At 30.0% G+C, this 19,182-nt stretch carries 16 protein-coding genes; 7 read left to right on the plus strand and 9 right to left on the minus strand.

The window, feature by feature from the left end; all coding sequences use genetic code 11:
- Positions 1 to 7 precede the first annotated feature (7 nt).
- From DUT90_RS10980 to DUT90_RS10990, 3 genes are read left to right on the plus strand one after another with little or no spacing between them, the layout of a single operon-like run.
- Positions 8 to 652, plus strand: coding sequence for a hypothetical protein (locus DUT90_RS10980; RefSeq protein WP_147266213.1), 645 nt, complete (start codon positions 8 to 10; stop codon positions 650 to 652).
- A gap of 45 nt (positions 653 to 697) precedes the next feature.
- The gene (locus DUT90_RS10985; RefSeq protein ID WP_114427234.1) at positions 698 to 1,312 is read left to right on the plus strand and encodes a lipoprotein signal peptidase; all 615 of its coding nucleotides are present in this window, start codon (positions 698 to 700) and stop codon (positions 1,310 to 1,312) included.
- A 25-nt stretch (positions 1,313 to 1,337) separates the two neighbouring features.
- Positions 1,338 to 1,937, plus strand: a complete 600-nt coding sequence (locus DUT90_RS10990) for a DUF4230 domain-containing protein (RefSeq protein WP_114427235.1) — start codon at positions 1,338 to 1,340, stop codon at positions 1,935 to 1,937.
- 41 nt (positions 1,938 to 1,978) lie between these two features.
- On the opposite strand, the gene DUT90_RS13400 is transcribed toward DUT90_RS10990, so the two are convergent.
- The 8 genes from DUT90_RS13400 to DUT90_RS11025 all read right to left on the minus strand — a co-directional run bounded on the left by DUT90_RS13400 (position 1,979) and on the right by DUT90_RS11025 (position 8,374).
- Complete coding sequence (locus tag DUT90_RS13400; RefSeq protein WP_181858193.1) at positions 1,979 to 2,146, minus strand: hypothetical protein; 168 nt, start codon at positions 2,144 to 2,146, stop codon at positions 1,979 to 1,981.
- Positions 2,147 to 2,164: 18 nt separating this feature from the next.
- Positions 2,165 to 4,519, minus strand: a complete 2,355-nt coding sequence (locus tag DUT90_RS10995; RefSeq protein WP_114427236.1) for a T9SS type A sorting domain-containing protein — start codon at positions 4,517 to 4,519, stop codon at positions 2,165 to 2,167.
- Between the two features lie 95 nt (positions 4,520 to 4,614).
- On the minus strand, positions 4,615 to 5,202 hold the full coding sequence (locus DUT90_RS11000) for a phage tail protein (protein WP_114427237.1): 588 nt from the start codon (positions 5,200 to 5,202) through the stop codon (positions 4,615 to 4,617).
- 18 nt (positions 5,203 to 5,220) lie between these two features.
- Complete coding sequence (locus tag DUT90_RS11005; RefSeq protein ID WP_114427238.1) at positions 5,221 to 5,574, minus strand: hypothetical protein; 354 nt, start codon at positions 5,572 to 5,574, stop codon at positions 5,221 to 5,223.
- Positions 5,575 to 5,718: 144 nt separating this feature from the next.
- Positions 5,719 to 6,399, minus strand: coding sequence for a response regulator transcription factor (locus DUT90_RS11010; RefSeq protein ID WP_114427239.1), 681 nt, complete (start codon positions 6,397 to 6,399; stop codon positions 5,719 to 5,721).
- A gap of 2 nt (positions 6,400 to 6,401) precedes the next feature.
- The gene (locus DUT90_RS11015) at positions 6,402 to 7,205 is read right to left on the minus strand and encodes a sensor histidine kinase (protein WP_114427240.1); all 804 of its coding nucleotides are present in this window, start codon (positions 7,203 to 7,205) and stop codon (positions 6,402 to 6,404) included.
- A 92-nt stretch (positions 7,206 to 7,297) separates the two neighbouring features.
- Positions 7,298 to 7,747 carry a hypothetical protein gene (locus DUT90_RS11020; protein WP_114427241.1) on the minus strand — a complete coding sequence of 150 codons (450 nt, stop codon included), beginning with the start codon at positions 7,745 to 7,747 and terminating at the stop codon, positions 7,298 to 7,300.
- 219 nt (positions 7,748 to 7,966) lie between these two features.
- Positions 7,967 to 8,374 (minus strand): hypothetical protein, encoded by a 408-nt coding sequence (locus tag DUT90_RS11025; protein ID WP_114427242.1) that lies wholly within the window; start codon positions 8,372 to 8,374, stop codon positions 7,967 to 7,969.
- 173 nt (positions 8,375 to 8,547) lie between these two features.
- Between DUT90_RS11025 and uvrC the strand changes: the two genes are divergently transcribed.
- Both uvrC and DUT90_RS11035 read left to right on the plus strand, forming a co-directional pair.
- Positions 8,548 to 10,347, plus strand: a complete 1,800-nt coding sequence (gene uvrC / locus DUT90_RS11030; RefSeq protein WP_114427243.1) for an excinuclease ABC subunit UvrC — start codon at positions 8,548 to 8,550, stop codon at positions 10,345 to 10,347.
- Positions 10,344 to 12,554 (plus strand): patatin-like phospholipase family protein, encoded by a 2,211-nt coding sequence (locus tag DUT90_RS11035; protein ID WP_114427244.1) that lies wholly within the window; start codon positions 10,344 to 10,346, stop codon positions 12,552 to 12,554. The genes uvrC and DUT90_RS11035 overlap by 4 nt, the downstream gene beginning before the upstream one ends.
- A 1-nt stretch (position 12,555) precedes the next feature.
- Here DUT90_RS11035 and DUT90_RS11040 read toward each other — a convergent pair whose 3' ends face one another.
- On the minus strand, positions 12,556 to 14,802 hold the full coding sequence (locus tag DUT90_RS11040; RefSeq protein WP_114427245.1) for an inorganic phosphate transporter: 2,247 nt from the start codon (positions 14,800 to 14,802) through the stop codon (positions 12,556 to 12,558).
- 258 nt (positions 14,803 to 15,060) lie between these two features.
- On the opposite strand from DUT90_RS11040, the gene DUT90_RS11045 reads away from it, so the two are divergent.
- The gene (locus tag DUT90_RS11045) at positions 15,061 to 17,769 is read left to right on the plus strand and encodes a TonB-dependent receptor (RefSeq protein WP_114427246.1); all 2,709 of its coding nucleotides are present in this window, start codon (positions 15,061 to 15,063) and stop codon (positions 17,767 to 17,769) included.
- A gap of 107 nt (positions 17,770 to 17,876) precedes the next feature.
- A complete protein-coding gene (locus tag DUT90_RS11050) occupies positions 17,877 to 19,049 on the plus strand; it encodes a hypothetical protein (RefSeq protein WP_114427247.1) in 1,173 nt (390 codons plus the stop codon).
- The last annotated feature ends 133 nt before the right edge of the window (positions 19,050 to 19,182 follow it).

Genomic DNA, 19,182 nt, shown 5'->3' on the forward strand with positions numbered 1-19,182 from the left:
ATCATCTATGAAAAAAAGTTTTGGGTTTATTTTTCTGCTAATTTTTGGGGTTACTTTTTCACAAAAGAAAATTAGTAAAACCTTCAAAAGTTTATCTAAAGAGATTAATATTTACACAAAAGGTTTGGATAATTTACAAATTGAGAATTCAAATTCTGATCTAATAGAGGTATTTTTGAGTGCAGAAAGTTACGACGATCAATTAATTGAAATAGAAAATACCACAGAGAGGGCAAATGTAAAATTTGATTTTAGAGGTACAGAAACCAGAGAAGTTATTTTTAGAAAATTTATTACAAAACGACTACAGAAAGCAAACGCAATTGTAAAAATTCCGAAAAATAAACAGGTGTATGTTTTTGGAGAAAATGTTGATATTGAATCTAAAAGTATCAACAATAACTTATCAATTTATATAGATAACGGAATTGTAAAGCTGCATACAATCAAGGCTAATACAATTGTAAAATTGTACGCTGGTAATGTATATGCAACTGCTAAAAAAACAGATGTTAAGATTATTTCTAACCTGGGTAAAATTCTTATTGATAGTGCTATTTGTAAAAAAAAATATCTAACAAAAACACCGGTGTTCACAAAAAAAATAGATGTACACAGTATAAAAGCTAATATTTTCTTAACTACTAAATAAACACAATAATATTAGTATTTTTGTGTATTAAAATATTCAAAAAACATGTCCAAAAAGACCCTTGCAATAGCAACTATTCTTATCGCAATTGTAGTAGATCAAATTATAAAAATTTATGTAAAAACTAACTTTATTTTAGGAGAAGAAGTTGTCGTTTTTGATTGGTTTAGAATTCATTTTACTGAGAACAATGGTATGGCAATGGGCTTTGAGTTTGGAGGTAATGCAGGAAAATTGTTTTTAACGTTATTTAGAATAGTTGCTGTTGGAGCTATAATTTATTGGTTAATACAAAATATAAAGAAAAAAGTACATAATGCCGTTATAGTTGCCATTTCATTAATATTTTCTGGAGCAGTAGGTAACATTATAGATTCTATTTTTTACGGAGTTATATTTAATCATCCAAGGCACGAGGTGGCTACGCTTTTTCCAGAAACTACAGATGGTAAATTGTTTTTTGGTAAAGTGGTAGATATGTTTTATTTCCCAATTTGGGAAGGTATATTACCAGAATGGTTCCCTTTTGTAGGCGGAGAATCCTATACTTTTTTTCAATACATTTTTAATCCTGCAGATGCTTTTATTTCTATAGGAGTTGCATTGCTTTTTATTTTTAGCAAACAAGCTTTTCCTAAAGAAGAAGAAATAGCAGAATAACCGTATCTTTAAAGAAAGTATTTGTATGAGACACTTTCTTGCCTATTTACTTATTTTTTTGTTTGGTTTTTTTATAGCTAAATTTTGGTATCAGCCAAAAGAAATAAATCATCAAAAAGAAGAAATACAAGTGGTTTTAAATTCTATTCAAAACCTTAATAAACTCGTAGTTTCTAAGGGGAGCTTGTCAGAAATTTACAATTATACAGATTCAAAAAAATACTTTTACGATTATATATCTTTTGATAAAAAGGCAATAGTATCTGTTAATGCTGATGTAGAAGTGGGCTATGACTTGTCAAAATTAAAAATTGAAGTAGATACTCTTGCTAAACAAATTATTATTCTTAAGATTCCTGAAGAAGAAATTGTAATATCTCCAAATATTAAATATTTTGATTTGCAACAAAGTAGTTTTAATTCTTTCTCTAAAGAAGAGTTGAATAAAATTACTTCAAAAAGCATTGCTAAAATAAAAAATTCTATGGTAGTTGACAATTTAAAAGAAAAGTCAAAAAATAGATTGTTACAAGAACTGTCTAGAATATATCAACTTTCTTCTATTTACAGGTGGCAAGTAATAGATGCAACCAATTCATTTTTGTTAAGAAACATTAAAGATTAAAAAAAGCGAAACAAAACGTTTCGCTTCGTAATGTAAAGTACTTAAAACCCGGTTCCTGGGGCCTCAGGACTTTGTGCCTGTGTTTTCTGAGGATTTAAAATAAGGTAAGTGCTTAAAGCAGTTAATGCAGCATACTTACTGTAATTTCCTATTTTAGTTAAAGCTTCTTTTCTGCTAATAGTGGAGTTATTTTCTATATTTTTTTTCATGATCTTCTGTCTTTACTGTTATTCTAAGATGATTTTCTTGGTTAATTTGCCACTATTATTTTGTAGTTGAACAAAATAAATACCTGCGGAAAGGTTAAGTAAATTGATATCTTTTACATTATTTGCAATAAAAGAAGTACTAAACACTTGTTTTCCTAACATATTAAAGATAACAATCTCATTTTTTTCAACCGATAACCCAGTAATTCTTAAGGTTGATGTATTTATCGTATAAATATTAATATTCTGTAAATCATCATTGTTATCTATACTTAAAGCATTAGAAGTTGTGTGTATATAGAATCTTCCAGTTCCGTTCAAATCTTTGTTTAACGCAATCGAGTAGTTTCTATCTGCATCACTCAACTCAGTTAATGTATTGTTTTCTTTATCTTCTAAGAATACACTCAAACCAACAGGTAGATTAGATAGGGCAGCAGAAAAAGATATTTCTTGTCCAGATTTTGCTGAAACTCCAATAGGAACTATCATTTCTTCAAAATTACTATTAGGTAAGGCTTGTATTGCAAAATCATCTTCAAATTTGCTATTCACTAAATGAGAATATACCTCAAAATTGCTTTTACCTGTTCCTGTAAATGTACCTACATCAGAACCAACATCTAAACCAGTTGTTTTTCCTTGTATGTACCTAATCTTTGTTAGAGATTTTGATTTACCACCAGAAAGATTTAAAATAATTTCTGGATATGAAGTAGTATTCTTTAAAAAGATATTTCCTGTTTGATGACTTTGCATTGCTTCAGTAAAAGATACCGATGTTCCTCCTCCGTCTGGAGCGTGAACAAAAAATGCTTGTCCAGGTGCAATATAAAATGCGGCATCATCAACAGATTTTACATCATAAGGAGTAGCTCCTGTCCAAAGGTATAAACCTGCTTTTGTTGGATCTAAATTTCCAGCGTCTATATTTACCTTTAAAAAATTATTAGTTGCGTCTGCAGCATTAGTAGCATTTAAAGCCGCTGTGTATGGGTTTGCAACTAAATTCCATCTATTTCCTGAAGGATTGTCTCCGCCATCAGTAATAGAAATTGGTTGATCTTCTGTATTTATAGTACCTGTAAAAGTTACAGTTCCTGCAACAGTTTTCTTTTTAAAAGTGTATCCTTTGGCTGCTAAAAAATTACCAGATGAAGCAATATCATTAGTTCCTGCATTAGTAGTATAATAATTCCATCTTAACAGAGAGGTAGTTGAATTAAGATAAGGAGCTATTGCAAAATTATTCCCGTTAGTTTCCACTTCACCAGACAAACTATTTATGCTTTGTCCTTCTACAGGAGCACCAATTAAATGCCAATTTGTACTAACATGTCTTAAGTAAGACACATTACCTGTAGAGGTACCTTGTACTATTAAAGATCCGTTTGTAGAAGCGTTAGATAGTATGTTAAATGTTCCATTTTGAGTGAGGTTTCCACTAATGGTTAAAGAGCCTCCAGCATTAATGGTTAGGGTTGAACTTGCATCAACTAAAATATTGTTACTAACCCCACTAGTACTAGAATTAATAACAGGGTTGTTAGTAACATTGAGTATTCTCACATGGTCACTAGCAGAAGGAACAGTTTTGTAACCCCAGTTTGTAGCTGTACTCCAATTTGTGTTTGTAGTGCCAAAAAATTTGTTTGGTAAAGCACTACCTTTAAAAGCCGTTTTAACTCCAGTAGGCCATGTAAAAGAACCACTAACAATTGTTCCGCCATTAATCATAGCAGCACAATCAGAAATGCTACCATTACAATCTGTCGAGCCGTTGTAATAACCTATATTAGCAGTTACCCTTGCAGTAGTTCCATTTGTAAGGTCAAGCCCTCCATTTGAAAGTTTTGTTCCTGTTAAAACAGCAGTCTCCGATCCATTTATAGCATTTGTTTCTCCCCAAAAAGATAAGAATACAGTAGGAGCTCTTTCGGCACCTAAATATGCATATAGTTGATCTCCAGCGGCTAAATTAAACCCCCCATTTATTTCATTTGTTATTCCAATGTTAGTTGTGGATGTAGTACCATTATTATTAGCAAAGTTGACCCTTATTACAGTACCAGCTCCTAGTGTTTTATTTGTATTGTTAGTCCATTCACTAACTCCTTCTCCTGTTAGAGAGCTAAAAGCGGAGCCAGTCCAGTCATCATCATCAAAGTAAATTTTAGTACCTGCTAAACAATCATCAAGTAAAACAAAAGCATAATCTGACTGAGAAGAAGGAGTAGAAATTCTATTCACTGCAATGATAGCTATATCTCCCATAACATCAATACTACCATTATTATTTTGAGATACTATTACTTGAAATGTAAGTAATAATAAAAAAAATATTTTTTCTTTTAATAAATTGATTTTTTTCATTACTTGTTTGGTTAGTTAGATTACAAAATTAACAACATAATCAAAGAAAAAAACAGGTGTATATACCTCTTTTTTTAATGGAAGATTAATTCTTATTAGCTTCTTGATGGATACAATCCTTGTATGCAAATAATATAATTTACAACTGAAGATGGTTGCATATTATTAAAGTAATTACCATTTCCTGTATTAGAAGCCGTAGCAGTAGCAGCAACGTTTACAGGTATACTTTGCCCACCATATTTTTGTCCTGTGGTTGCTTCACTAACAAAATTTTCGGTACCTGTATTAGCTAAAAAACCAGTACCAGGGTTGGATTCATCTTCACTACCTTCTTCTGTATTAACGGGTATATCTATTGTACCAGCAGTTTCGCTAACAGTTATAATATGGTTGTGAGATGGTAAATTACCTATATTTAAGGATGTTCTTTCAGTTCCAAATCTCTGACCTGCACTTCTTGGAGTAAGTCCTGGTCCAGTTCCTGATCCTATTGGTGCAGCACCTCTTAAATCTGGTACAGCAAAAGTAGTTCTACCATCACCACCATAGGTTGTTCCTAAAAGTGAAAAAAGTGCCTGGTTTTGTGCAATTGACATTAATTGTCCGTGACAAAAAACAAAGTTTAATGGAGCAAAATTTCCTGCGAAAATTTTTACAACTCCTAAATACTCATCATTCATAGTTTATAAGATTAAGATTTAATTTAAAGTAAGTTCTTCTAGACTAATTAGTATCATAGTACCATTAGATGTAGTTAGTTGTAAAGAGCCATATTGATCTATTATGGCAGTTAGTTCTCCATCACCTTCATATCTATAATAAGCTTCTGTAGTATGAATTCTAACCAAAACACCCCAGGTTTCTGTTGGTATTGGATAGCCTTCAATTTTTTTATTTCCTAAGTCTATAAAGTTGATTTCTCCACTACCAGGTAAGGTAAAATAGATACTTCCTTTATTATTAAAAACGTGTTGAGTACCGGTTTTTATGGTTACTCCATTAGAAGCTCCAATATCATAAACGTAGTTGTTTTTTACAGTTAATGTATACATAAAATTAGTTATAGTTTTAATTAAACATATTCAAAACTATAGATAAAAAATAATGTACTTAAGAGTAGTAAATACTGAAAAAAAAAGGAGGTGTTAATACTTGTCTATTTTATAATCATAATCTTATATAAATTATTCTAACTTTTAAAGATTAAAATCAGGAGTAATTTCTATGAGTTTTTTTTGAATGCCATAAATGACCAAACCTGCTACATTTTTAGATTGGGTTTTAAGCAAAAGATTGTTTCTGTGGCCTTCTACGGTTCTAGGACTAATAAATAGTTTGTCTGCAATTTCTGCGGTAGTAAGTTGTTCGCAAATCAATTCTAAAACATCTATTTCTCTTTTAGATAATAATTTTTTGTCTAAATCGCTTTTTATACGTTTTCCGCTAGAGGAAATAATGTTTTCATGAATTATTTTCAATACAATTTCATCATAAAAAAAACCTTTATCATACACCTCATTTATGGTATTTACTACAGTTTTGGGACTTGCATTTTTTAATAAATAAGAAGAAGCACCAACATCTATCATGTTGGTAATAAAAGATTTACCTCCATAACTGGTTAGTGCAATAATTTTAATGTCAGGATGTGTTTTATGAATTATTTTTGTAGCTTCTACACCGTTAACTTCTGGCATTTTTAAATCCATCAAAATAACATCAGGAAACTCTTCTGTATGGGTAACAAAATCGATAAGTTCTTGCCCGTTTTCTGCTTCAAAAATGACATTAAAATTGGCTTCTCTTTCTAACAAAAACCGAATTCCTTTTCGAAACAGTTGTTCATCATCTGCAATTGCAATATTAATTTTTTCCATAATTATGAGGGATTTATAATGGATATTTTTATAGTAAAACCATTGTTTTCTTTACTTTCTATTTTATAGTTGCCGTTAAGTAATGCTACTCTACTATCTATATTTTTCATTCCCAAACCTTTTTGATGGTCTTGGTTGTTGTAGTTGAAACCTATGCCATTATCAGTATAATAAAAAAGCAAATGTTTGTCTTTACAATCAATATTGATAGTACTATTTTTTGCTTTTCCGTGTCTAATAGAATTGTTAATTAACTCTTGTACAATTCTAAAAAGATGTAGTTCATTTTGTTCTGATAAATATTTTTTCGAGTAATTTAAACTGTATTCTATATTAATTTTTTTGCTATTGCTAAAAGCATCAGCAAGCTCTTCAATGGCTGCTTTTAAACCAAACCTCTCTAAGATTGGAGGCAAGAGGTTATGAGCAATTTTACGAGCGCTTTGTAACGTTTCGTCTGTTGCTGACAATATGGTATTATTTACCTGATAATATTCGTGAGGTTTTAAATCTCCGTCTTTTAGTAAGTTTGCATTTAAATTTATTACGTTCAGTTTAGAACTAATATCGTCATGCAAATCTTGTGCAATACGTTTACGTTCTTTTTCTTGTGTAACAATTATAGATTGTATGATTTCTTTTTGATGATGAATTTGTAAATTCTTCTTCTCTAATTCTTTTTCAATTATTTTTTTACGAGAAAAAAAGAAAAATAACAATAATGCTGCACTCATTAAAAGAAGTAATAAAACTCCTGTTAAAACTATAGCTATCAATTGGTTATCTTTTCTTAAAAATTCTTCCATCAAGGGTTTTGAAAAGTCAAAACGAAATTACGGAAAAATTTTTTATATAAAGATAGTAGATGTAAGAAGAATTAAAAAACCTAAAATATAAATCAGGTATTTATACTTATATTATTTTTTATTGATTGAGGTTTTCTAAAGTTTTTGTACCATTCTATAAATACTAAGATTTGATATATTAAATAAAGAATACTATTTATTTTCCAAACTAATTGTTTAAGGGGTTTTACTGTAGAATCTCCTAACCCTATATTACCAAGGGTAAATAATAGTGTACTAGATAATAGGTAAATAAAAAAACCAGAGATAAAATAGATATAAGAATTGCCTGTTTTAGTTTCTATTTTCTGAGTAAAAAACAAAAAACTATAGACTAATAGTGGTACAGAAGTTATCGCTATTTCAAAAACATTCCACTTATAATAATCTTTAGGGTATAAACTATAATATCCAATTACTAAAATAATGATTAAAATGAGTATTTTTTGAATAACGGCAACCAATCTTTTTCCCTTAAGTATTTTAGAGTAAAACAAGCTCATAAAAATAAATTGACCAACAAAATAGTAATGAGAAATATACAAGTTATTAACTTTAGAATGATTTAAATAGCTGGATATTAACTGGATAGATAAAGATAGAAATAAGTAGTAGTTTAAAATTTTAAAAGCTATCGAATTTCTTCGATAGCTTTTAAAAAATAAGATTGTATTAACAAGGAGTATAAAATTGCCTATATAAATAATTGATTTTTCCAAGTTTTAACCATTTAAAGGACTACTGTTATCACAATTATCAGGGCAAGGGTCTGTAAAATCATAAATACTTCCACCAATTGGGTCTAACACATCTTCATCTTCAGATGATAAAGTTAACATGTCTTTACCATTTTTGTCAACTCCTACTATCATTAACTTTTCAATAAACACTTTTTCTCCTTCAACTTTTAATTTTTCTACACCAATATAAGCTCTAATACTTGCTACATTATCTTCTTGCAATACTTCTATAAGGTCTTTTTTAGGAATGTTAAAAGCTCTGCATTCAAAATATTTGTTGTAAGAAGCTTCATCATCTCTCCATTCTTTGGCCCATTTTTTTGCAGTTTTTAAACTAATTGTATTTCTAGGATTTGGTTTAGGGCCACCACTTGGTTTTTTTGTACTCATAATAGTAAAGTTTTTAAATTAATTTGTTTAGACCTTAAAGATATATAAAATGAACTAAAGTAGATTAAATGATTATAAATTGATAAAAAAACAGGTATTATTACTTGAAATTTTAAATATGAATAACTGATGCTTTCATTTTAGAACTCTTTAAAAAAACGTATTTTCGTGGTATGACAGCCGCTTTAGATTTACAAATAAAAACGTTACCAGAATCACCAGGAGTGTATCAATATTTTGATAAAAATCAGATAATTATTTATGTTGGCAAAGCAAAAAACTTAAAAAGAAGAGTAAGTTCTTATTTTACCAAAAATCATGATAGTGGAAAAACAAGAGTTTTAGTAAAGAAAATAGAATCAATCAAGCACATTGTTGTTCATACAGAAACCGACGCTCTTTTATTAGAAAACAATCTCATCAAAAAATACAAACCACGCTACAATGTACTACTAAAGGATGATAAAAGTTATCCATGGTTGTGTATTAAAAAAGAACGCTTTCCTAGAGTTTTTTTAACACGTAGGGTAATTAAAGACGGCTCAGAATATTTTGGTCCTTATACTTCTGTAAAAACAGTAAGGACTTTGCTAGATTTGATAAAAGAGTTATACCCATTACGAACATGCAAGTATGATTTAAGCGCAGAAAAAATTAATACAGGTAAATATAAAGTCTGTTTAGAATATCATTTAGGCAATTGTTTAGGGCCTTGTGAAGCTCTGGAAACAGAAACACATTACAACAACTCAATAAAAGAAATTAAAAACATTATTAAAGGTAATTTTAGAGAAAGTTTAGACAGGTTAAATACCTTAATGCTTGATTTTGCTGAAAAAATGGAGTTTGAAAAAGCGCAAAACATAAAAGAAAAAATAGATAGACTCAGCAATTATCAAGCAAAAAGTACTGTAGTTAATCCTACTATTAATAACGTGGATGTTTTTTCTATTATTTCTGATGAAACTCACGGTTATGCAAATTTTTTAAAATTATCTAATGGTTCTATTATACAATCGCACACTACAGAAATCAAAAAAAAATTAGAAGAGACAGACCAAGAATTACTAGAATTGTTTATTGTAGAAATTAGACAGCGTTTCAACTCTCAAGCCCCAGAAATCTATGTTCCCTTTCAAGTAGATTTAGGTGAAAGTGTAAAAGTAACTATCCCAAAATTGGGTGATAAAAAACGTATTGTAGAGCTTTCTGAAAGAAATGCAAAATATTACAGACAAGAACAGTTTAAACAAATTAAAATTGTAGATCCAGATAGACATGTAAAACGTATTATGGCGCAAATGAAAAAAGATTTGCGTTTAAAAGAAGAGCCAAGACATATAGAGTGTTTTGACAACTCTAACATACAAGGAACCAACCCGGTAGCAGCTTGTGTAGTTTTTAGAGACGGTAAACCAAGTAAAAAAGAATATAGGCATTACAACATAAAAACCGTTGAAGGGCCAGATGATTTTGCGTCTATGGAAGAGGTGGTTTACAGAAGATACAAACGATTACTTTCTGAAGGAGAATCTTTACCACAGTTAATCATAATTGACGGAGGTAAAGGGCAATTATCGTCTGCTTTAAAGAGTTTAGATATTTTGGGTCTTCGAGGAAAAATTGCCATTATTGGTATTGCCAAACGATTAGAAGAAATATATTATCCAGATGACCCTATTCCATTGTATTTAGATAAAAAGTCAGAAACTCTTAAAATAACGCAATATTTACGAAATGAGGCTCACCGATTTGGTATAACATTTCATAGAAACAAGCGTAGTAAAAGTGCAATACAATCTGAATTAGAACAAATACCAGACATTGGTAAACAAACTATTACAACTTTATTACGTAAATTTAAATCGGCAAAAAGAGTAAAAGAAGCTTCTTTTGAGAGTATAAAAGAGGTTATTGGTAACTCTAGAGCCGTAAAAGTATATCAATACTATCATCCAGAATCTAAAGAATGAAAAAACTTTTAATCTTACTTTTTGCATTAATTTCTACACTTTTATATAGTCAAGAAAAACAACCAAAAATTGGATTGGTTTTAAGTGGTGGTGGTGCAAAAGGTTTTGCTCATGTTGGTATTTTAAAAGAGATAGATAAAGCAGGTTTACAAATAGATTATATAGCCGGTACTAGCATGGGTGCTGTTATAGGTGGTTTGTACGCTATTGGTTATTCTGGTAACGACATAGAACAGATAATACTAAATACAGATTTTGAAGCAGTATTAAGAGATAAACTTACACGTAATACAAAACCTTTTTTTGAAAAAGAAACCGGAGAAAAAACTGTAATAACGCTACCTGTAAAAAAAGGTAAAGCAAGTCTACCTAGAGCAGTTTCTAAAGGACAAAACATTCTAAATTTGCTAACAGAATTGTTTGCCTCTGTAGAAGGGGCAAATGACTTTGCAAAACTAGAAATTCCTTTTTTTTGCATAGCCACAGATGTTGAAACAGGAAGAGAGGTAATTTTAGAAAAAGGAGACTTACCACTTTCTATAAGAGCAAGTGCGTCTTTTCCAACCTTGTTAATTCCAGTAGAAATTAATGACAGATTATTGGTAGATGGTGGTATTGCAAATAATTTTCCGATTGCTTTAATGAGAGAAAAAGGTGCCGATATTATTATTGGTGTAGATGTTGAAGGAAGATTGTATGAAAAAGAAAAGCTAAACTCTGTTGTTGCTATTATGGGGCAAATTATGAGTTATCAGATGTATAATAAAAGTAATCTTCAAAAAAAAGGTGCAGATTTTTATATACATCCTAAAATTTATAAATACAATGTTGTAGACTTTAATGAAAAAGAAAAGATTTTAGAAATTGGTAAAGCAGAAGGAAAAAAATACAGTGATACTTTTAAAGAGCTAGCGACTTTACAAACTTATAAAAAACCAAAAAAAGTACAACAAAAAACAATAAAACAATATTTGATATCTGATATGAATATTTCTGGTGCTAAATATTATACAAGGTCTTTTATTCTTGGTAAGTTAAAAATTAAATATGGAGATACGATAAGCAGAAAAGAAATTACTAAACGAATTAACTTATTATCTGCAACAAAAAATTATGAACGTATAGAGTATACTCTAGAAAATATTGAAGGTAACGCTTATGCTCTAAATTTAAAGTTGATAGAATCTAAAGATTATGCTAGTTTAAAGTTAGGTATTCACTATGATTTGTTGTACCAATCAGGAATTTTAGCAAACTACAATCAAAAGAATTTACTTAGAAAAAATGATTTATTTTCTGTAGATGTAATACTTGGTGACAACATTAGGTATAATTTAAACTACTTTGTAGACAATGGCTTTTACATAAGTTATGGGTTAACATCTAGATATAATAATTTTAGAGCAAGTACTAAGTTCAATCCTATAGTATCTATGTTTCCTAACATTAATAGTATTAATTTAAAATACACAGATATTACCAACCAATTGTTCATTCAAACAACGTTCAACAGAAAATTTGCAATAGGTTTAGGTGTAGAACATAAGTTTGTTAATGCTACTACAGAGACCATTGTATCTGAAAATGTTAATGATGATGAAGAATTTACTTTTGATAATAGTAATTATTTGAATGCCTATGGTTACATAAAACTAGATACGTATGATAAAAAATATTTTGTAACCAAAGGTTATTTTGCAGATTTAAGTTTTAGATGGTATTTGGCATCATCAGATTTTAATAATGATTTTTCAAAATTTGCACAAACAAAAGGAACACTAGGTTTTGCTACAACTTTTTTTGACAAGCTCACCTTTCAGTTAACCAATGAGGCAGGCTTTACTTTAGAACCCCCAAAATCTGATGTGTTTGATTATTATTTAGGAGGATATAATCAAAACTACATCAATACTTTTGTGTCTTTTTATGGATATGATTTTGCAGAATTGTCTAACAACTCCTTCATAAAATCAGAATTTAATTTTAGATATCGTTTAGCAAAGAACCATTATGCTTCTTTTATTGCTAATTATGCCAGATTAGAAGGAAACGTGTTTAGAAATCTAGATTTGTTTCAAAATATCAAATCAGGATATGCACTAGGGTATAGTTTCAATTCTTTTATTGGGCCAGTAGAACTAAAGTACAGTTGGTCTCCAGAAACCCAACAACAGTATTGGTTGTTTAATTTAGGTTTCTGGTTTTAGTTTATTGTTTTGTACTTAAATAAAACTCTTCATAAGTATTTAAAAGGTTCATAAGCGCTGCAATTAAATCTTTAGTTTCTAGTAAAATACTAAAATATAGCGTAGTATTTTTTGGGCTAGTTTCGTCAGATCTAATTCTAGCAACTTGTTTCTCTACAGACAAAGAAACCTTGTTTAATAATTCTCTTTTTTTGATTAATATTTCGTTCAAATCATCAAAAGTCCTATTCTTAAATATGTCACTTACTTCATAGAGTAAAGAAGACAACTCATTATTAATTTCTTTTAAATCTTTTAATTGTCCTTTTTTAAGATTTTTATGATTATTGTTTACATGCTTATAACTAGCCCTAGAAATATAACTAATAGATTGAGCAGCATCTTGCAAATAACCTAAAACCATAATGTAAAATCTACTGGCTTGAACAGAGGTGTCGTCCAAAGACTTAATAAAGTAAAAAACGCCATCTTTTAAACCATCAATTTCATCATTTAGTTTTTCAACATGCTTATCAGTTTTACGTAGTTTATTAAGGTCATGATTTGCCAAATCATTTACAACATTAGTATATAATTTTTCTATTCTAGTACCCACCCCAGAAATATGATCTGCACTTTCTTCAATAACACCATTTATTGTTATTAATTCTGCTCTTTCTATATGTGTTTTCTTTTTTACCTCATTAGATTTTTTTCTGTGTCTAATGGTATTTCTTGCAATCAAGAAACCAACTACTATTAGTAATACAGGTATCATAGCCATGTGCCAGCTAATAATGTAGGCAATAACTCCTGCAGCAGTAAACGCTATAATAGCAGTTAAAAACCAACCACCAATAACATTAAGCACACCAGCAACTCTGTATACAGCACTTTCTCGTCCCCAAGCTCTATCTGCTAAAGAGGTACCCATGGCTACCATAAAAGTAACATAAGTAGTAGAAAGTGGTAATTTCATAGAGGTAGCAATAGAAATTAAAACACTTGCCATAATTAAGTTTACAGAAGCTCTTACCAAATCAAAAGCAGGCATTTCATAAGTTTTATCTTTTGGTAATTTAATAGATGGTTTTTCAAATTTAGAATTGATATAATTTTGTGTTTTTTTAGGAATAATGAAGTTGATTCCAGAGTTTAAAAACATAGCAAATCTTACCGTAACTCTAGATAAGTTATTAGGTCTAAATTTTTCATGTCCTTCTCCTTGTCTAGATAAATTAATACCTGTTTCTATTACAGATTTTGCTTTAGAAGAGGTCCATAAAGTAACAACCATAATTGCACCCGCTAGTAGAAGCAACCAAATGTTAGATGGTACCCTTTTAGCCAAACTACCCATAGAGAATGCTGTGGGTTCTATACCAGAAATACTCCAAGCTTCGTAAGAATTTAGGGCAGCTATAGGTACACCAATAAAATTAACCAAGTCATTGCCAGCAAAAGCCATAGCTAAAGAAAAAGTACCAATACCAATAATAAGTACTAAAATATTAACTTTAAAAAACTTGATTAAAAGTGAAGATAAACCTGTCCAAATCAAAAAACTAACGGTAATAATTTGTAATGTGCTACCTTCTAAAATACCCTTTATGTTTTCGTAAAATTCAGTTCCTTTTAAACCTTTTATAATGATAAAATAGGTAATAGCAGTAATGGCAAAACCACCAAAAAGAGCGTTGATGTATGTAGGTTTATTTTCAAAATTAAAAGAGTAAATCAATCTAGAAAAATACTGCACAATAGCTCCTACAGAAAAAGCAACAACTACAGAGAGTAAAATTCCTAAAATAATTTGAGTTGCAGTTTCATAGTTAATATAACTCCATATAGCAGAAATACTTTCTGCATCATTAGAAGCAATTTTTAGGAGGGCAATAACAACTGCAGAACCTAGCAATTCAAAAACAATAGATACTGTTGTAGAAGTTGGCATGCCTAAAGAGTTAAAAATATCTAGCAGTAAAATATCAGTAATCATAACAGCCATAAAAATGTACATTACATCTTGAAAAACAAACATGCTGGGGTTAAAGATTCCTTTTCTGGCAACCTCCATCATTCCGCTAGAAGTAACCGCACCAAAAAAAACGCCAACGCTTGCAATGATCATGATTTTTTTTACTGATATTGCTTTAGAACCAATGGCAGAATTTAAAAAATTAACAGCATCATTACTAACACCAACTACTAAATCTACAATAGCTAAAACAGCCAAAGCTACTAGCATCAAGATATATGGATCTCCCATTTTTTGTCTTTATTTTTAACTGAGCAAAGTTAAATACTCATTAATTTGATAATGTTATTTTAATGTTATGAAATGTTCACGTATTAAAAGTACTGTATTAACTACTTTAAAAAGTAAAACTTATTAAACATTTAAAAATCAAAAGTAAAACATTTTTGGTAACATTCTCTTAACAACCTAATAACAGAAGCATAATTTATAACTAACATAGACTTTACAAAAGTAATAGACTTTTGCGGCAGTAAATTAAACACTAAAATGAAGAAAATTTTATTTATTATTTTTTTAGCCTTAAGTCAATTTATAACTGCACAAAGCAACGGTACTTTAAGAGGTTTATTAACAGATAAAGAGGCAGGCAATGAGCCTTTACCATTTGCTAACGTTATTATTAAAGGCACAACAAATGGATCTACAACAGATTTTGACGGAAACTACTCAATTAGCGTACCTGCAGGAACACATACTGTAGTGTTTAGTTTTTTAGGGTATAAAACCATTGAAAAAACGTTTACCATAAATAAAGGACAAACCATAACCATCAATCAACAAATGTCTGCGGAAGAAGGTGTTGCTTTAGATGAGGTTGTTGTAAAATCTACTACAAGTAAAGAAAAATCTAGTGCATTGATTCTAGAACAAAAGAAAGCCGTAGCTATAAAAACTTCTATTGGAGCACAAGAGTTATCTATAAAGGGTGTGTCTGATGCAGAAGGAGCCGTAACTAAAACAGCTGGTGTGTCTAAAGGTTCTAAAAATATTGTGGTTAGGGGTTTAGGTGATAGATACAATTCTACAACTTTAAACGGATTGCCACTACCTTCTGATGATCCAGAATACAAAAATATATCTTTAGATTTTTTTGATACGAGCATCATTAAAAACATTGGAATTAACAAAGTTTTTACCTCAGAAATTAATGGTGATGTAGGTGGAGCAAATATTGATATTTCTTCTAAAGAACTTTCTAAGAAAAAATTATTTAATATTGGTACTTCTTTGGGTGTAAATACACAAACTGTATCTAAAGAGTTTTTAACAATAGATGGCACAAATAGGTTTGGTACACAAAATTTATCTATACCTGTAAACGATTTAAATAAGTATTCGTTTAACAACTCTTTTAGACCACGTAGCCAAGATTTTCAATTTGACAATAGCTTTTCTTTTGCAGGAGGAAGAAAATACGATATTAAAGACGATACATTTAGTTTCTTTGTGGTTGGTGCATTTGATGCCGGATATAATTTCTTAGAAGGAAACATCAAACAAACCACAAGCGCAGGTGCTATCTTTTTAGATCAAGATTTCTCTAAATATGATTTTAATGTATCTCAAATACTAATGGCAAACCTGAATTATAAATTTGATGCAGGTCATAACATAGCTTACAATCATTTATTTATTCATAATAACAAACAATCTATAGGAGATTACTTTGGAGAGGTAAATCCAGAGCAAGATGGAGATTTAGAATTTCAAAGAAGACAACAAACTAATAATAATGAAGTTTATGTAAATCAGTTTTTAGCAAACTACAAGTTTTCTGAAAGATTAAACTTTGATGCTAAAGGATCTTTAAATTTTATTAGAGGTAATGAACCAGATAGAAGAACTAACAAGTATCTTTTAAGAGACGATTTTTTTAGTCCTCAAACAAGTTCTGCAGGAGAAAACGAGCGTTTTTTCTCTAAATTAGAAGAAAATGACTACGCAGCTAAAGGAAAATTTACATATAAATTAAAAGAAGACGAGGAGGATATTAGCGTACTAGAAGTAGGAGGAGATTATAGATACACAGAGCGTTTGTTTTCTGCTACAATTTTCAATCATGATTTTTCTACCAGAATACCAATAGATATCGATAATCCAGATGAAATTTTTAATCAATCTTCAATCGATAATAATATTTTTGACCTGCAAACAGGTAGAGGAAGAGGAAATAATCCTAATGCTTTTGTACCATTTACTTATAGAGGAAAAAGACAAATATTTGGTGCATTCGGTAATTTGGCATATCAATTTAGTTCTAATTTAATAGCTTCTTTTGGTGCGAGGTTCGAAAAAATTCAACAAAGAGTTACGTTTAATACCAATATTGCTAATTCATTTGTAGAAGGACCTTCTTTTTTAGATAAAACTTATGTATTACCAAGTTTTAATATTAAATATAACTTTAATGAAAACAGTATTGTTAGGTTAGCAGGAAGTCAAACGTACACTTTTCCTCAATTTAAAGAAACAGCACCTTTTAAATACCAAGACATTACTTTCTCTAGCCAGGGTAATCCAAATTTAAGACCATCAGACAACTACAATTTAGATGCAAAGTATGAGTATTATTTTTCATCATCAGAATTAATTACTGTTACAGGTTTTTATAAATATATTAAAGATCCAATTTCTAGAAGTGAAATTCCTTCTGGAGGTAATACATTAACTTATTTAAATGTAGGAGATGATGCTAGCGTTTATGGTATAGAGTTAGAAGCAAGAAAGAAAATTGTTAATAATGAAGAGCAAGATTTAGAAATTTTTGCTGGTTTAAATACGTCACTATTGGTGTCTAACGTTAATTTAGATGAAAATTCTGTAGCTCAATTTACCAACACTTCTAGTGATTTAGAAGGTGCAACACCAATTTTGGTAAATGCAGACATATCATTAAATAAAAAATTTAATGATAATACATTTATTTCTTCAATAGTTTTTAATTATTTCAGTGAAAGAGTATATTCTGTTGGAACAAGGGGTTTTGAAAACGTAATTGAAAAAGGAATTCCAACATTAGACATTGTTTCTTCATATAAATTAAGCAAACACTATGGTTTTAAATTGAAAGCAACAAACTTATTAAATCCTGATTTTCAACTAGAAAGAGCTGGTTTTAATGGGGGTGAGAATGTAGTGTTAAGAAATTATAAAAAAGGTGTTAACCTTAGCTTAGGATTTACGTACGACTTTTAAAAAACGCTCTAATTCGTAACAATTCTTTAAAATTAAGATAAAATAAATTAAACAAAACCAATATAATTTTGTGGTGAACAAAACAATAAAATCTAATTAAAACAATAATGAAAAAAACAATTTTAACCTTTGCAGCAATTGCTTCTTTAATCTTTACAGGATGTTCCTTAAGCGATGATGACCAAGTAGTAATAGGAGGTGGTGTAGAAGCAACTTCTCAAAATTTAGCAGGTAATTTAACAACAGATTTAAGATTAGAATCTGGTGTTTCACATAACTTAATAGGTGCTTTATTAGTAAAAGATGGTGCTACATTAACTATAGATGCTGGTACTACTATTAATGCTTTAGCAGGTGGTACAGATGTATATATTTTAGTAGAAAAAGGCGGTAGAATTATTGCTGATGGTACACCAGAAAATCCAATTAAATTTACATCTAATGCAACTGTTCCAAGAGCAGGAGATTGGGGTGGAATCATAATTAATGGTAATGCACCTTTAAGTCGTCAAGAAGGCACAGAAAGTAATGCCGCTACAGAGGTAAACAACGGTGTTTTCTTTGGAGGTTCAGACATCGCTGATGATTCAGGAATTTTAGACCATGTAATTATTGAATATTCTGGAGCAAGAATTGACGATGAAGCAGAACACAACGGATTAACATTAAATGGAGTTGGTTCTGGCACTACACTTTCTAATATTGCTATTTTCTTTGGAGATGATGATGCTATAGAATTTTTTGGAGGTACAGTTAACGCTTCTAATATTTTAGTTGTAAATGCTAAAGACGATATGTTCGATTTTACTCAAGGTTATGCAGGTACATGTACAAACTTATATGGTATCAGAGAAAATAGATACGAAGCTGTAACGTCAGATCCAAGAGGTATTGAGGCAGATGGTAACTTAGATGGAAACTCTCCTTCAGATATTAACGAATCTAATTTTACAATAAACGGAGTAACTATTATTAATAATGCTGCAGGTGTAGAAATGTCTGATGGTATTAAAGTAAGAAGAGATGCAAGAGCTACCATTACAAACGCTTACTTGGCTTTAGGTACTGGAGCAATCTTTGGAGATGTAGTAGATTTACAAGATAGTAAAACAGATGCAGACGATGCAACTTCTGTAACAGGAGTAGCTAACACAGCAAATGCTTTAGATATTACAGATGTAAAAAATACAACTACTGGTGGAGCAACTATAAACTTAACATCAGGAACATCAGGAGGTGCAGATGCATCTGTGTTTTCTTGGACAGGGTATAGTTTCTAAAACTAATTTCAATAATTTGAAAAGCAGGCTCTAAGCCTGCTTTTTTTGTATAGTATTTGAGTATAGACAGGTATAGTTTTTTATGTATTTTTAAGCTTTATAAAACTAATTTTACTAGTGTACCATATTAGTT

The organism is Polaribacter sp. WD7, from assembly GCF_003335085.1.
In the GTDB taxonomy this organism is placed as follows: Bacteria; Bacteroidota; Bacteroidia; order Flavobacteriales; family Flavobacteriaceae; genus Polaribacter.

Excerpts from the sequence above, each read along its gene's own strand:
- DUT90_RS10980 (WP_147266213.1), top strand. The coding sequence starts at position 8 with ATGAAAAAAAGTTTTGGGTTTATTTTTCTGCTAATTTTTGGGGTTACT.
- DUT90_RS10985 (WP_114427234.1), top strand. The coding sequence starts at position 698 with ATGTCCAAAAAGACCCTTGCAATAGCAACTATTCTTATCGCAATTGTA.
- DUT90_RS10990 (WP_114427235.1), top strand. The coding sequence starts at position 1,338 with ATGAGACACTTTCTTGCCTATTTACTTATTTTTTTGTTTGGTTTTTTT.
- DUT90_RS13400 (WP_181858193.1), bottom strand. The coding sequence starts at position 2,146 with ATGAAAAAAAATATAGAAAATAACTCCACTATTAGCAGAAAAGAAGCT.
- DUT90_RS10995 (WP_114427236.1), bottom strand. The coding sequence starts at position 4,519 with ATGAAAAAAATCAATTTATTAAAAGAAAAAATATTTTTTTTATTATTA.
- DUT90_RS11000 (WP_114427237.1), bottom strand. The coding sequence starts at position 5,202 with ATGAATGATGAGTATTTAGGAGTTGTAAAAATTTTCGCAGGAAATTTT.
- DUT90_RS11005 (WP_114427238.1), bottom strand. The coding sequence starts at position 5,574 with ATGTATACATTAACTGTAAAAAACAACTACGTTTATGATATTGGAGCT.
- DUT90_RS11010 (WP_114427239.1), bottom strand. The coding sequence starts at position 6,399 with ATGGAAAAAATTAATATTGCAATTGCAGATGATGAACAACTGTTTCGA.
- DUT90_RS11015 (WP_114427240.1), bottom strand. The coding sequence starts at position 7,205 with ATGGAAGAATTTTTAAGAAAAGATAACCAATTGATAGCTATAGTTTTA.
- DUT90_RS11020 (WP_114427241.1), bottom strand. The coding sequence starts at position 7,747 with ATGAGCTTGTTTTACTCTAAAATACTTAAGGGAAAAAGATTGGTTGCC.
- DUT90_RS11025 (WP_114427242.1), bottom strand. The coding sequence starts at position 8,374 with ATGAGTACAAAAAAACCAAGTGGTGGCCCTAAACCAAATCCTAGAAAT.
- uvrC (WP_114427243.1), top strand. The coding sequence starts at position 8,548 with ATGACAGCCGCTTTAGATTTACAAATAAAAACGTTACCAGAATCACCA.
- DUT90_RS11035 (WP_114427244.1), top strand. The coding sequence starts at position 10,344 with ATGAAAAAACTTTTAATCTTACTTTTTGCATTAATTTCTACACTTTTA.
- DUT90_RS11040 (WP_114427245.1), bottom strand. The coding sequence starts at position 14,802 with ATGGGAGATCCATATATCTTGATGCTAGTAGCTTTGGCTGTTTTAGCT.
- DUT90_RS11045 (WP_114427246.1), top strand. The coding sequence starts at position 15,061 with ATGAAGAAAATTTTATTTATTATTTTTTTAGCCTTAAGTCAATTTATA.
- DUT90_RS11050 (WP_114427247.1), top strand. The coding sequence starts at position 17,877 with ATGAAAAAAACAATTTTAACCTTTGCAGCAATTGCTTCTTTAATCTTT.